Raw genomic sequence first — 12,144 nt, 5'->3', positions numbered from 1 at the left:
GAGGGTTGGGTGAGGGGAACTGGCGCGGCATGGGGCCCCTCTCAACTTCGACTAGCGAGCAAGCTCGCAAGTCTACGTATCTCTCCCCTTAAGGGGAGAGAGCAAAAAGCACACAAATGCCCACTCAGGGCCGGTCCAGCACATACCCCAGCGAGCGTACTGTACGCAGCGGTTGACCCGCGCCCGCTTCGCGCAGGGCGCGGCGCAGGCGGCTAACCCAGGCGTCCACCGTGCGTTCGTCGATCGGCTGTTCCTGCTTGCCCAGTGCCGCGATCAACTGTGTGCGGCTGAACACGTGGCCCGGCTGCTCCATCAGATAGCGCAGCAGACGGAACTCGTTCGGCATCAGCGGCACCGGCCGCTCCTTCCAGCGGGCCTGCAGCGCGGCCAGATCGAGCGAGAGTTCGCCAAGCCGCAGCGCGCGTGCCGGTCCCTCGCGCTCGTTCAGCTGCACCGACAGCACCCGGTCGAGCACTGCAGAACGGTCGATCGGGCCGATGATGTAGTCATCCGCCCCCGCCCGGAGCGCCCGGCGCTTGGCGTCGGCGTCGTCCTCTTCCAGCACCATGGTGATATGCGCGGCCTCGGTCTGCGCATCGCAGCGCAGGCGGCGGCACAATTCCAGCCCCGACAGCTCGGGCAGCAGCCAGTCGACAAAGGCCCAGGGGCTGCCATCAAGCAACGGCATCGGCGCGGTCCAGTTCCAGCCGTGGAACACCACCCGCAAGTCCCCGTGAACGAAGCTGTCCTGCCCGCCGGGCAGCAGGTCGGTCAGAAGAATATCGATCTGCCGCATCGAGGCCGGTTCCCGAAACATGTGCCGTGTGGCTTTGATCGGCTCTTTGTCGTCTCTCTGTGACGGCACCATGACCATGTGACAATGGTTCGACGGGCCCACCCCCAACCCCTCCCGCAAGCGGCAGGGGAGAAAAAGGGGTGCCCATCCGCAAGCAGAAGGAAGTCGCGCAGCGCTTCCTCCCCCATCCCGCTTGCGGGAGGGGACGGGGGTGAGCCCTTCCCGTGTCGAAGGAGGGTGGGCCAGCGCGCCAGCGCTAAACCGGCAACCCCACGTAATTTTCCGCAATGCTCGCCTGCGCCGCATCGCTCGATGCGATGTAGTCGAGCTCGGCCACCTGCATCGCCCGCTCGAATGGCCCATCCTCGGGAAAGCGGTGCATCAGCTTGGTCAGCGACCAGCTGAACCGCTCGCACTTCCACACGCGGGCGAGCGCGCGCGCCGAATAGCCCGCCACGGCATCATTGTCCGCATGCTTGAAGTATCCGCGCAGCGCCTCCGCTGCATAATGCACGTCGCTCGCGGCCAGGTTGAGTCCTTTGGCCCCCGTCGGCGGCACGATATGTGCCGCGTCGCCGCAGAGCAGCAGGCTTCCGTGCCGCATCGGTTCGAACACATAGGAGCGCAGCGGCGCGATCGACTTCTCGATGGAGGGGCCGCGCGTCATGTTGGCCGCCGCCTCTGGTCCAAGCCGCACCGCCAGCTCGTCCCACAACCGTTCGTCTGACCAGTCCTCGATCCGCTCGGTCAGCGGCACATCGATGTAATAGCGGCTGCGCGTGTGGCTGCGCATGGAAGCGAGCGCGAAGCCGCGTTCGTGGTTGGCGTAGATCAGCTCGTGGTTGCACGGCGGCACGTCGGCCAGAATGCCCAGCCAGCCGAAGGGATAGACCCGCTCGTACTCGCGGCCCACGCTTGCGGGGATGGCCTTGCGTGAAGGCCCATGGAACCCGTCGCATCCGGCGATGAACCGCGCGGTCAAACGCTGGTCCACTTCGTCCTTGCGGAATGTCACCGCAGGCGCATCGCTTTCGATATCGTGCAGCGCCAGATCCTCGGCACCATAGATCACTTCAAGCCCGCGCTCGGGCGCCGCATCCATCAGGTCCTTGGTGATCTCGGTCTGGCCATAGACGGTTACCGTCTTGCCGGTGAACTTGGCGACATCGATGCGGATCAGCCGCTCGCCGTCAGCAAGGTTGAAGCCTTCCTCGACCAGCCCCTCGGCCTTTAATCGCGCGTCGAGCCCCAGCCGTTCCATCAGCCCCACGGTGACCTGCTCCAGCACGCCGGCACGGATGCGCGAGAGCACATAGTCCGGGGTCTGGCGCTCGATGACGACGCAGGCGATGCCCTTGGCTTTCAGCAGATGGCCCAGCAGCAAGCCGGCAGGCCCCGCACCGATAATGGCGACCTGGGTGTCCATGAATTCGTCTCCCCTGCGCCCGCAGCCGCTGCGGGTCCTTGGCCGATGGTTTGACAGAGCGAGGCTCCGGGTGGAATGCAGGCGCAGGACAAACAACTGGTACTTTCAGGACATGGCCGAGGCGATTCCCCGCTATGCGCTCTATGGCGAAGGTGCCGCCGATCCGCGCGGCGGCTTCGCCCATATCGAGACGATTGCAGAGCGCAGTGCCTTGCATGATTGGGAGATCGGCGTGCATCGCCACGATCATTTCGTGCAGGTCCTGCTGGTAGAGGAAGGACACGCCAGCGTAACCCTTGAAGGCGAGACCACCGGCCTCGAAGGCCCGGGCCGCGTCATCGTCCCTGCTGCCGCAGTCCACGGTTTCCGCTTCCGCCAGGGCACGCGCGGCTTTGTCCTCACTTTGTCCACCGACTTTTCCACACGGGCGACGGGCGCCGCCGATCCGCTCCTCGCCGCGCTCGCCCGGGGCGGCATCGCGCCGCTCTCGTCCGGAGCGGACGCCCGCGCCTTCTGGCTCGCGCGCGAGATGCTTGGCCTCCAGCAGGAATGGCAGGAGCAGGACCCCCTGTTCCTCGCGCTCGCCGAGAGCCTCATCCGCACCCTCGCGCGCGATGGCAGCGGCGCCGATGCCCCGCTCAAGGCCGACCGGCGGCTCGACCGCTTCCGCCAACTGGTCGAGCTGCACTACCGCCAGCACCGCGATCTGGATTTCTACGCCGGCGCCTTGGGCCTCACCCGCCGCACGCTCTCGCGCCTCACCGCCGCGCGGCTCGGCTGCTCGCCGCTCGACCTCATCCACCGCCGCCTCGCGCTCGAAGCCCAGCGGCTGCTGCGCTACACCAACGCCACCGCCACCCAGGTCGCTGCCGAGCTCGGCTTCGAGGACCCCTCGTACTTCTCGCGCTTCTACTTGCGCATGACCGGCCGCCGCCCGGGCGAGGAGCGTGGGGAGGGCGCCATTGTGGTGCATTAGCCGCTTGCTTTGTGGCTGCCGCAGGGGTGGAATGGGGCTGCACCCTCAGGAACGGACCGCCCCACATGAAGCACTTGCCGCTTTCCGCGCTTTTCGTCCTCGCGCTGACCCCGTTGCCTGCGCTCGCCGCCCCGGCGCCCGCCCCCGCCGCGAACGAGATGGAACTGCATATCGAGGCCCGCGGCTCGGTCTCGGCCGACTATGCGATTGTGAAGCGCAAGCTGGCGGCTGTGAAGCGGGGCCGGCCTGCCGCTGAAGCGGCGCTCACCGCCCAGATCGCGGAGAAGAAAGCGCAGCTGCTCAAGCTCCGCATTCCTGCCGCTGCAGTCACCGTGGCCGAGCCGAGTTTCCGTGAAGGTGTCGAGGAGGGCGAGTTCCCGGGCGCCATGTACGCCAGGGTCGCCATGGAGAAGCCTGTCGGTGTTGCCGATCCCGATGAGGAAGACGAGCCGGTGATCGAAGCTGCCGACGGGGCCGAGGCCGCGATGGAGGCGGCCAAGGCTGCCGGAGCGGCAGCGACGAGCGCGGCCAAGAAAGTGGCGAAGAAGCGCAAGCTCCCCTACTGGTCGGGGAGCGCCGACTACACCGTGCGGCTTGACGATATCAGGCTCTATCCGGCGGTGCTGGAAGTGGTCGGCGGCGGCTTCCGCCCCACCGACGATGGCACCGATTTCCGTTTCAACGCGCCCGATACGGTTCATGCCCGCGCGCTGGCCGATGCCCTTGCCACCGCCAAGGCAGAGGCGGAGCTGCACGCCAAGGCATTGGGCGCACACATCGTGCGGATCGCGCGCGTCTCCAATCGCGAAACGCCGATCACCATGCCCGAGGTCGCGGCATTCATCGTCCAGATGGACCAGCGCAAGAACGCCTGGCGCCTCGTCGCCACGCACTCGGCCAGCGTCGCGGTCGACTATGTGATCGCGCCCAACTGACGCTTGCCTCCCGCGTCCCATCCTCTATGAAAAGTTCACAAGTATGAACTGGAGTGATGCGCGATGGCCAAGATCAAGACTTCCCACGTCGGCAGCCTGCCGCGCGGACCCGAGCTCACCCCGCTGCTTCTCGCACGCGACAAGGGTGAGGCCTATGACGCCGAAGCCTTCGACACCGTGGTCGCCGCCGCCGTCGATGCCGCCGTCGCCAAGCAGGTCGAGGCCGGCGTTTCCATCGTCTCCGACGGCGAACTCGGCAAGGTCGGCTACTCGACCTACATGATCGAGCGCCTCTCGGGCTTTGGCGGCCATATCGACCGCAAGCCCGCCGCCGATCTCGCCGAAGTGCCCGAGCTGTCTAAGAAGCTCAGCGTGATGATGGGCAGCCAGGAATTCGTGCGTGCCTCGTGCATCGGCGATGTGCGCCTCGTCTCGCTGCAGCCGCTCCACGACGATATCCGCCGCTTCCGCGCCGCGCTCGACAAGAACGCGGGACCGGATACTGAGGCGTTCATGAACGCCGCTTCGCCCGGCCTCATCACCGCCTTCCAGGTCAACCGCCACTACCCGAGCCACGAGGCCTATCTCGCCGATCTCGCCGATGCGATGCGCGAGGAGTACGAGACCATCGTCAATGCGGGCTTCTATCTCCAGCTCGATTGCCCCGATCTCGCGATGAGCCGCCACACCGGCTATCAGGATCTCAGCGAGGACGAATTCCTCAAGGTCGCCGCCGCCAACGTCGAGGCGCTCAACGCCGCCACGGCGAACATTCCGCCCGAGAAGATGCGCATGCATGTGTGCTGGGGCAACTATGAAGGCCCGCACGATCACGACATCCCCCTGGAGCGCGTGATCGATATCGTGATCGGCGCGCGGCCTTCCACCGTCCTGTTCGAAGGCGCCAACCCGCGCCACGAGCATGAATGGAAGGTCTGGCGTGACGCCAAGCTGCCGTCCGACAAGATCCTCGCCCCCGGCGTGATCGACACCTGCTCGAACTATGTCGAGCACCCCGAACTCATCGCCCAGCGGCTTGAGCGCTTCGCCGCGATCGTCGGGCCGGAGCGCGTCGTTGCCAGCACCGATTGCGGCTTCGGCACCTTCGCGGGCTACGGCAAGATCGATCCCATCGTCACCTGGCGCAAGCTGCGCAACTTGCGCGAAGGTGCCGATATCGCGGCGGCGCGGGTATGACCGCAGAAGACCGCCGCGCAATAGAGCACGACTGCGCCCGCCTCATCGCGCTTTACGCCAACCTCAACGATGAGGCGCGGTGGGACGAGGTGGCTGCGCTCTATGCCGAGGATGGGGTCATGGTCCGCCCCACCGCGCCTGATGCACCGATCCACGGTCGCGAGGCGATCCTCGCCGCGTTCCGCTCGCGTCCCGCGCGCACCACGCGGCATGTGTGCAGCAACGTGGTGATCGACGTCGAAGGCCCCGATCTGGCGCGCGGTTTCAGCGCGATGCTGCTCTTCACCGGCGCGCCCGTGCCGCTGGTCGGCTCGTTCCACGATCTGTTCCGACTGACGAGTGAAGGCTGGCGCTTTGCAGAGCGCCGGGGCTCGCTTACGTTCGCGCCCTGATGGCCTCATCTGCTCCGCCGCCCCCGGTCAAGTCCGCGCTGCGCACGCTCGATGTTATCGAGTTCGTCGTTGCACACCGGCAGGGCGTCGTGGCGCAGGAAATCGCGGGCGCGCTGGGCATTCCGGTCAGCAGCCTCTCCTATCTTCTCACCACACTCACCGATCGCGGCTATCTGCTGCGCGAAGGCCGTCGCTATCTCCCCGGCCCAGGCCTCGAACGCCTCAGGGTCCCCCAAGGCGCGCTGCCGCTGGTGGACCGCGTTGCCCCGCTTGTCCGGGCCTTGAAAGGCGAACTCAACGAAACCGCCTCGTTCATGGTCCAGCGCGGCTGGGAGGTGGAAGCCATAGTCACCGAAGCCAGCGATCAGGCGCTGCGCTACGCCGTCGATCCCGGCACAAGGCGGCCCCTCCATGCACTCGCGGCCGGCAAGGTGATCCTCGCCGCGCTCGATGAAGGCGAACTTGTGCGCTACTTTGCCGAAACCACCCGCACAGCCTTCACGCCCAGAACCCGCACCAGCGAGGCTGACCTGGCCGCCGATATCGCTCGCATCGCCGCCGAAGGCATGGCCGTGGCGCGGGAGGAAGCGACCGTCGGCATTGTCGGCACAGCCGTACCCGCGCGGATCGACGGCGCGTTCGTCGGCGCTTTCAGCGTCGCCATCCCCGCTGTCCGCTGCGACGCTGCGCTGGAAATGCGGGTGAAGCAGGCATTGCTGCGCGCCGCCGCCGCGCTCGCCTGAAAACCCCTCCGTCAGCCCTGCGGACTGCCACCTCCCATTTGTCCCTGCGGCAAAAATGGAGAGGAACTTTCCTCCCTCCCCATTTTCACGAAGTGCAAATGGGGAGGTGGCCCGCGAAGCGGGTCGGAGGGGTGCCCTACTTCTTCATCCCCGCCGTGATCCGCTGCGTCTCCGCCGCGGTCGACGCCGGCCCAGTGTTGCGCTTGTAGATCCCGCCTTGCCCGGCGTTGCGATTGAACAGGTCCGGATCGCCCTCGCGCTGCTCCAGCCCGAACAGCGGAAACAGGCCCGGATGCCGGCCCAGGCCGCCATAAAGATCAAGGCATCGCTCGATCCAGCCCCGCAGCGGATCATCGTTTGCCAGCACCGGGATCTTGCACACCGATGCGGTGAACAGCACCCCGCCCATGATGCGATAATCGGCATAGTTCGGCGAAGCGCCGCCCAGCCACTCATGCTGCCCCAGCGCCGCGCGGAGCGGTTCGAGCGCAGCGGAAATCTTCGGCAGCCGCTCTTCGCGCCCGGCCTGGACCTCTTCCAGCTTGCGCCCCAGCATCTTCTCGCGGCTATGCGTCACATACTCGTGGTCCTGCGGCACCGAGAGATCGCGGTAGTCCGCGCAGAAACAGAACATCCACGGGCCGACAGCGGCATTCCAGAACCAGTGATCAAGCGCCTTCAAGGTCGCCGCCACGCTTTCGTGCGGGATCAGCGCGGGCCGGTCCGGGTACTTCGCGTCGAGGTACTCGACGATGCCCCAGCTATCGAGCACCCACTCGCCATCATCGACAATCGCGGGCAGCCGCTCGGTCTTGCCGCCGGTGCGCTCCAGAATACCGGTAAACCCGCCGGGCACGACGTCGAGGTCGAAGCCCTTGTGTTTCAAGGCATACTTCGTCGCCCACACAAACGGACTGATCGTCGCCCCGGTGCTCAGCGCGAGGTCATAGAACGTGATCGTGTTGTTCGCCGCCATGGCATCCTCGTTCATTGTGGTTGCCGATAGTCTGGCAGATAATGTTAGTAGGACAAACAAAATTTTGGTGAGGAAGCGAGGAAGCGGTTCACGCGGAGACGCGGAGAAGTAGAAGGTAGAAGAGCGGCCTGCGGCGCAGCCGCCTTGATCCCTGCGCCAAGTGCTTCTCTTCTCCGCGCCTCCGCGTCTCCGCGTGAACCCTACTACCCTTAAGCCTTCCGCGTGCGCCAACCCTCGGCATAGTTGTCGCGCGCCGCCGCCACATAGGGCACGGGCGCCACCACCGCCTTGATCTCGGTCTGCACATGCGGTTCGACCGTCGGCTTCGACGTACCGCCATTCGGCTCGCCCCATAGCAAGGACACCTCCGTGCCCGGCGCGGTGAAGCCCGGCTCCATCATGGCGAGCGTCAGGAACTTGCCCTCGTTCGCGGTGTAGCCGATCCAGGTCGAGAGGCCGACCATCTTGCCGTCGCTCAGCACCTGGTCGAACGGGTGCATGGAATAGACCGAGCTCGGATATTCCATGAACTTGGCACGGTCGCCGTTGGACAGCGCCGAAGACTGCACGCGCATCACGTCTTCGTTGTCGAGCGCCAGCGTCACCTTGGTGCGGTGGTTCCCCGCCGCGGCCATCTTCTCGAGCGCCGCGCGGCCGATGAACTCGTGGTCGAACTTGACGAAGGGACCGTAGCCCAGATCCCACGGCGTCGTGTAATAGCCCTCGACGGTCTCGGGCACCCAGCTGCCGCCGATCGAGCACTTGGCTTCATAGGAATTGGCCGAGAGCCAAGTGCGATAGGGCGCCAGCGCCTCGCCGGTGTAGATCGCGGGGAAGGGGGAGGGGATCCAGCCCGATTCCAGCGTGTTGGACGAATAGGCCCGGCCGCCGACCAGCGCCATGCCGAACTCCTTGCCCGCTTCGACCAGCGCGGCATGGACTGCGCCATAGTCTTCCCAGGGACCGAACAGCTCGAAGCCCGGCTGGCCCGCCATGCCGTGCCGCAAAGCGCGCACTTCCTTGCCGCCGATGGTGAGGCGGCACATGTGGAAGAACTTGAGCTCGGGCGGGGTGGCGCCGATGGCCTTCTCGATGATCTTCATCGCGTTGGGGCCCTGCACCTGGAAGCGGTAGGAATTGCGCTTGCCGTCCGTGCGCATCGCCCAGCGCTCGTCGCGCTCCACGGTCACGTTCCAGTTGCCGGTGGCGGCGTGGTATTCCACCCACTCGATCGTCGGCGCGCGGCCGACGAGGTTGAAGTGGTTCTCGTCGAGATAGAACAGGATCACGTCGCCGATCACGTAGCCGTCCGGCGTCACCGGCACGAACTGCTTGGCGCGCTCGGGCTGGAAGTTCTTGAACGAGTTGATGCCGAGATGCTCGAGCATCGCGAAGGCATCCGGGCCCTTCACCGCCAGATCGACCATGTGGTACGACTGGTTGTAGAGCACGGCCGTGTGGCCCCAGGCCCACTGCTCCGCGCGCCAGTTGGAGTATTCCGCCGGAACGCCGGGATAGACGTTCGGCCCCACCTGCTGGTTGCGCAGGAAATGGACGAGGTCGGGCTGGTTGCCGATCACGGATTCAAGGGACTGGGTCATGGCGGGCTCTCCCGGGTGTGCGGATAGGATGATCCCCCATGCCGGAATTTCATCGGGCTGAAAAGTTCAGTTATGTGAAATAGCGAAAAAAGTTGGCCGCGTCGTGATTGCCGGCGACAAGGAAGGGGTTTCGCGCAGAGACGCAGAGGAAGCAGAGACCGCAGAGAGCTACAATCTGCGGCGCGGCCGCCTTCCTGAGAATGGCCAGGTTTGCGAAACAAAATGGAGTCTCCGGCAGGGCCTGACCTCTTTGCGCCCTCTGCTTCGTCTGCGTCTCTGCGCGAAACCCCCTTCTTCTTTCTGCCGCCAGCCCCAAACGCAAAAGGCCGGCCCAAACGGACCGGCCTGTTGGCAAACCTAAAGCCAAAATCAGCCCGCGACGTGCTCGGCCAGAACCGTCAGGCCCTTCTCGCTCACTTCGGCAAACCCGCCTTCAATGAGGATTTCCTCAGGCGCGGCGCCCGCAGTGCGATAGACCTTGAGCGGGCCGTCCTTCACCACCGACATGAACGGCGCATGGCCCTCTAGCACCCCGAATTCGCCTTCGGCGCCGGGGACTTCGACCATATGGACCTCTTCCGAACGGACGAGGCGGGCCGGGGTGACGAGTTCGAAGTGCAGGGGCATCTTTGCTTCTCCCCCCTCCCGCTTGCGGGAGGGGTCGGGGGTGGGCGAGGGCAGGCGCCGCGTTTGTCGCAGGCCCACCCCAAACCCCTCCCGCAGGCGGGAGGGGTTTCAGGTAGATCAGGCCTCTTCAGCCATCTTCTTGGCCTTGGCGACCGCATCGTCGATGCCGCCGACCATGTAGAAGGCTGCTTCCGGCAGGTGGTCGTATTCGCCGTCGACCACCGCCTTGAACGAGCGGACCGTGTCTTCGACCTGGACGAACTTGCCCGAGATGCCGGTGAACACTTCGGCCACGTGGAAGGGCTGCGAAAGGAAGCGCTGGATCTTGCGCGCGCGCGCCACGATCAGCTTATCTTCTTCCGAAAGCTCGTCCATGCCGAGAATTGCGATGATGTCCTGCAGCGACTTGTACTTTTGCAGGGTTTCCTGAACGCGGCGGGCGGTTTCGTAGTGCTCCAGGCCGACGACCGCGGGCGAAAGCACGCGGCTGGTCGAGTCGAGCGGGTCCACCGCGGGATAAATGCCGAGTTCCGAGATCGCGCGGTTCAGTGTGGTCGTCGCGTCCAAGTGGGCGAACGAAGCTGCCGGTGCCGGGTCGGTCAAGTCGTCCGCAGGAACGTAGATCGCCTGCACCGAGGTGATCGAACCCTTGGTGGTCGAGGTGATGCGCTCCTGCAACTGGCCCATGTCGGTCGCCAGCGTCGGCTGATAGCCCACCGCCGAAGGAATACGACCGAGCAGCGCCGACACTTCCGAACCCGCCTGTGTGAAGCGGAAGATGTTGTCGACGAAGAACAGCACGTCCTGGCCTTCCTCGTCGCGGAAGTATTCGGCCATGGTCAGGCCCGAAAGCGCGACGCGGGCACGGGCGCCCGGCGGCTCGTTCATCTGGCCGAACACCAGCGCGACCTTCGAACCCTCGGGGGTCGGGTTGCCATCGGCGTCCTTGGCGATAACGCCGGCGTCGAGGAACTCGTGGTAGAGGTCGTTGCCCTCGCGGGTACGTTCACCGACGCCCGCGAACACCGAAACGCCGCCGTGGCCCTTGGCGATGTTGTTGATCAGTTCCTGAATGAGCACGGTCTTGCCCACGCCGGCGCCGCCGAACAGGCCGATCTTGCCGCCGCGCGCATAAGGCGCGAGCAGGTCGATGACCTTGATGCCGGTGACCAGAATGGCTGCTTCGGTCGACTGGTCGATGAACTCGGGAGCCTTGGCATGGATCGGATTGCGCTTTTCGGCGTTGACCGGGCCCTGCTCGTCGATCGGCTCGCCGATCACGTTCATGATGCGGCCGAGCGTCATCGGGCCAACCGGCACAGAGATCTGCGCGCCGGTGCTCTTCACCGCCTGGCCGCGGGTCAGGCCGTCGGTCGAGTCCATCGCGATCGTGCGCACGGTGTTCTCACCGAGGTGCTGCGCGACTTCGAGAACAAGGCGGTTGCCGTTGTTGTCGGTTTCGAGCGCCGAGAGAATCGCCGGCAGTTCGCCGGTGAAGGTCACGTCGACGACGGCGCCGATGACCTGGCTGATCTTGCCCGTGGTGGTCTGGTTGAGGACGGCTGCGGTGGCCATGTTGGTTTCCTTACCTGAGATATCTTAGAGCGCTTCGGCGCCAGCGATGATTTCGATGAGTTCGGTCGTGATCGCGGCCTGGCGGCTGCGGTTGTATTGGATCGTCAGCTTGCCGATGAGCTCGCCCGCGTTGCGCGTGGCGTTGTCCATTGCGGTCATCGAAGCACCTTGTTCCGAGGCCTCGCGTTCCAGCAGCGCACCGAAGACCTGCGTCGTTACATAGCGCGGCAGGAGCGCCTCGAGGATTTCCTCCTCGCCGGGCTCATATTCCACCACGGCATCGCTGGTCGCGGCGACAGTCGGGGCAGGGACAGGGATCAGCTGCGCGGTGACGGGGTCCTGCGCGAGGGCTGACTTGAACTTCGGCGCGATCAGATGAGCCACGTCGAACTTGCCTGCCTCGAATAGTGCGATCAGCTCGTGTGCGATGGCGCTGGCTTCATCGAAGCCGGGCGTGCGCACGGTGCTGGTGTCATAGCCCTGCATCTTGGCATCGGGGTATTCGCGCTTCAGCGGCGCGCGGCCCTTCTTGCCGACGAGGTAGAAGCTCACGTCCTTGCCGGCCGCTTCGAGCGCGCGGGCCTGAAGCTTGGCTTCCTTGACGATGTTCGAGTTGAGGCCACCGCACAGGCCCTTGTCGGTGTTGACCACGACGAGGAGGTGGCGCTGGCTGGCACCGGTGCCGCGCATCAGTAGCGGTGCGCTGTCCTGCCCGGCAACCTTGCCGGCAAGGCTCGCCATCACCGCGGCAAGGCGGACACCATAAGGACGTGCGGCCTCGGCAGCCGTCTGCGCCTTGCGCAGCTTGGCCGCCGCGACCATCTGCTTGGCCTTGGTGATCTTCTGGGTCGACTTGACCGAGTTGATCCGGCCCTTGAGTTCCTTCAGCGAAGCCATGGC

General features: G+C 65.6%; 12 protein-coding genes. 5 read left to right on the top strand and 7 right to left on the bottom strand.

What is annotated here, in order from left to right; genetic code table 11:
- Positions 1-124: 124 nt before the first annotated feature.
- Positions 125-796, bottom strand: a complete 672-nt coding sequence (locus tag WCL10_RS05235) for a response regulator transcription factor (protein WP_336894570.1) — start codon at positions 794-796, stop codon at positions 125-127.
- Positions 797-1,052: 256 nt separating this feature from the next.
- On the bottom strand, positions 1,053-2,222 hold the full coding sequence (pobA, locus tag WCL10_RS05230) for a 4-hydroxybenzoate 3-monooxygenase (protein ID WP_336894569.1): 1,170 nt from the start codon (positions 2,220-2,222) through the stop codon (positions 1,053-1,055).
- Positions 2,223-2,334: 112 nt separating this feature from the next.
- On the opposite strand from pobA, the gene WCL10_RS05225 reads away from it, so the two are divergent.
- The 5 genes from WCL10_RS05225 (at position 2,335) to WCL10_RS05205 (ending at position 6,465) form a co-directional block, all read left to right on the top strand.
- Positions 2,335-3,198 carry a helix-turn-helix domain-containing protein gene (locus WCL10_RS05225; protein WP_336894568.1) on the top strand — a complete coding sequence of 288 codons (864 nt, stop codon included), beginning with the start codon at positions 2,335-2,337 and terminating at the stop codon, positions 3,196-3,198.
- A gap of 65 nt (positions 3,199-3,263) precedes the next feature.
- On the top strand, positions 3,264-4,133 hold the full coding sequence (locus WCL10_RS05220) for an SIMPL domain-containing protein (protein WP_336894567.1): 870 nt from the start codon (positions 3,264-3,266) through the stop codon (positions 4,131-4,133).
- Positions 4,134-4,196: 63 nt separating this feature from the next.
- Positions 4,197-5,330 carry a cobalamin-independent methionine synthase II family protein gene (locus WCL10_RS05215; RefSeq protein ID WP_336894566.1) on the top strand — a complete coding sequence of 378 codons (1,134 nt, stop codon included), beginning with the start codon at positions 4,197-4,199 and terminating at the stop codon, positions 5,328-5,330.
- Positions 5,327-5,722 carry a nuclear transport factor 2 family protein gene (locus WCL10_RS05210; RefSeq protein ID WP_336894565.1) on the top strand — a complete coding sequence of 132 codons (396 nt, stop codon included), beginning with the start codon at positions 5,327-5,329 and terminating at the stop codon, positions 5,720-5,722. Before WCL10_RS05215 ends, WCL10_RS05210 begins: the two co-directional genes overlap by 4 nt.
- The gene (locus WCL10_RS05205; protein WP_336894564.1) at positions 5,722-6,465 is read left to right on the top strand and encodes an IclR family transcriptional regulator; all 744 of its coding nucleotides are present in this window, start codon (positions 5,722-5,724) and stop codon (positions 6,463-6,465) included. Before WCL10_RS05210 ends, WCL10_RS05205 begins: the two co-directional genes overlap by 1 nt.
- 136 nt (positions 6,466-6,601) lie before the next feature.
- On the opposite strand, the gene WCL10_RS05200 is transcribed toward WCL10_RS05205, so the two are convergent.
- From WCL10_RS05200 to WCL10_RS05180, 5 genes are all read right to left on the bottom strand, one after another.
- The gene (locus WCL10_RS05200; protein ID WP_336894563.1) at positions 6,602-7,456 is read right to left on the bottom strand and encodes a beta-etherase; all 855 of its coding nucleotides are present in this window, start codon (positions 7,454-7,456) and stop codon (positions 6,602-6,604) included.
- A gap of 194 nt (positions 7,457-7,650) precedes the next feature.
- On the bottom strand, positions 7,651-9,042 hold the full coding sequence (locus WCL10_RS05195; protein ID WP_336894562.1) for an aminomethyl transferase family protein: 1,392 nt from the start codon (positions 9,040-9,042) through the stop codon (positions 7,651-7,653).
- A gap of 369 nt (positions 9,043-9,411) precedes the next feature.
- Positions 9,412-9,669: an ATP synthase F1 subunit epsilon gene (locus WCL10_RS05190; RefSeq protein ID WP_336894561.1), complete on the bottom strand. Its 258-nt coding sequence runs from the start codon at positions 9,667-9,669 to the stop codon at positions 9,412-9,414.
- A gap of 117 nt (positions 9,670-9,786) precedes the next feature.
- On the bottom strand, positions 9,787-11,244 hold the full coding sequence (atpD, locus tag WCL10_RS05185) for a F0F1 ATP synthase subunit beta (RefSeq protein WP_336894560.1): 1,458 nt from the start codon (positions 11,242-11,244) through the stop codon (positions 9,787-9,789).
- A gap of 24 nt (positions 11,245-11,268) precedes the next feature.
- A complete protein-coding gene (locus WCL10_RS05180) occupies positions 11,269-12,141 on the bottom strand; it encodes a F0F1 ATP synthase subunit gamma (RefSeq protein WP_336894559.1) in 873 nt (290 codons plus the stop codon).
- Between the last annotated feature and the right edge of the window lie 3 nt (positions 12,142-12,144).

Origin of the sequence: Novosphingobium sp., assembly GCF_037133355.1 — a bacterium.
Classification (GTDB): Bacteria; Pseudomonadota; Alphaproteobacteria; order Sphingomonadales; family Sphingomonadaceae; genus Novosphingobium.
Note: the sequence above shows the minus strand (reverse complement) of the source record. Positions and strands in the feature narration are given on the sequence as shown.

What these genes read in the sequence shown, in the direction of transcription:
- WCL10_RS05235 (WP_336894570.1), bottom strand. Translation starts at nt 796, where the DNA reads ATGCGGCAGATCGATATTCTTCTGACCGACCTGCTGCCCGGCGGGCAG.
- pobA (WP_336894569.1), bottom strand. Translation starts at nt 2,222, where the DNA reads ATGGACACCCAGGTCGCCATTATCGGTGCGGGGCCTGCCGGCTTGCTG.
- WCL10_RS05225 (WP_336894568.1), top strand. Translation starts at nt 2,335, where the DNA reads ATGGCCGAGGCGATTCCCCGCTATGCGCTCTATGGCGAAGGTGCCGCC.
- WCL10_RS05220 (WP_336894567.1), top strand. Translation starts at nt 3,264, where the DNA reads ATGAAGCACTTGCCGCTTTCCGCGCTTTTCGTCCTCGCGCTGACCCCG.
- WCL10_RS05215 (WP_336894566.1), top strand. Translation starts at nt 4,197, where the DNA reads ATGGCCAAGATCAAGACTTCCCACGTCGGCAGCCTGCCGCGCGGACCC.
- WCL10_RS05210 (WP_336894565.1), top strand. Translation starts at nt 5,327, where the DNA reads ATGACCGCAGAAGACCGCCGCGCAATAGAGCACGACTGCGCCCGCCTC.
- WCL10_RS05205 (WP_336894564.1), top strand. Translation starts at nt 5,722, where the DNA reads ATGGCCTCATCTGCTCCGCCGCCCCCGGTCAAGTCCGCGCTGCGCACG.
- WCL10_RS05200 (WP_336894563.1), bottom strand. Translation starts at nt 7,456, where the DNA reads ATGAACGAGGATGCCATGGCGGCGAACAACACGATCACGTTCTATGAC.
- WCL10_RS05195 (WP_336894562.1), bottom strand. Translation starts at nt 9,042, where the DNA reads ATGACCCAGTCCCTTGAATCCGTGATCGGCAACCAGCCCGACCTCGTC.
- WCL10_RS05190 (WP_336894561.1), bottom strand. Translation starts at nt 9,669, where the DNA reads ATGCCCCTGCACTTCGAACTCGTCACCCCGGCCCGCCTCGTCCGTTCG.
- atpD (WP_336894560.1), bottom strand. Translation starts at nt 11,244, where the DNA reads ATGGCCACCGCAGCCGTCCTCAACCAGACCACCACGGGCAAGATCAGC.
- WCL10_RS05180 (WP_336894559.1), bottom strand. Translation starts at nt 12,141, where the DNA reads ATGGCTTCGCTGAAGGAACTCAAGGGCCGGATCAACTCGGTCAAGTCG.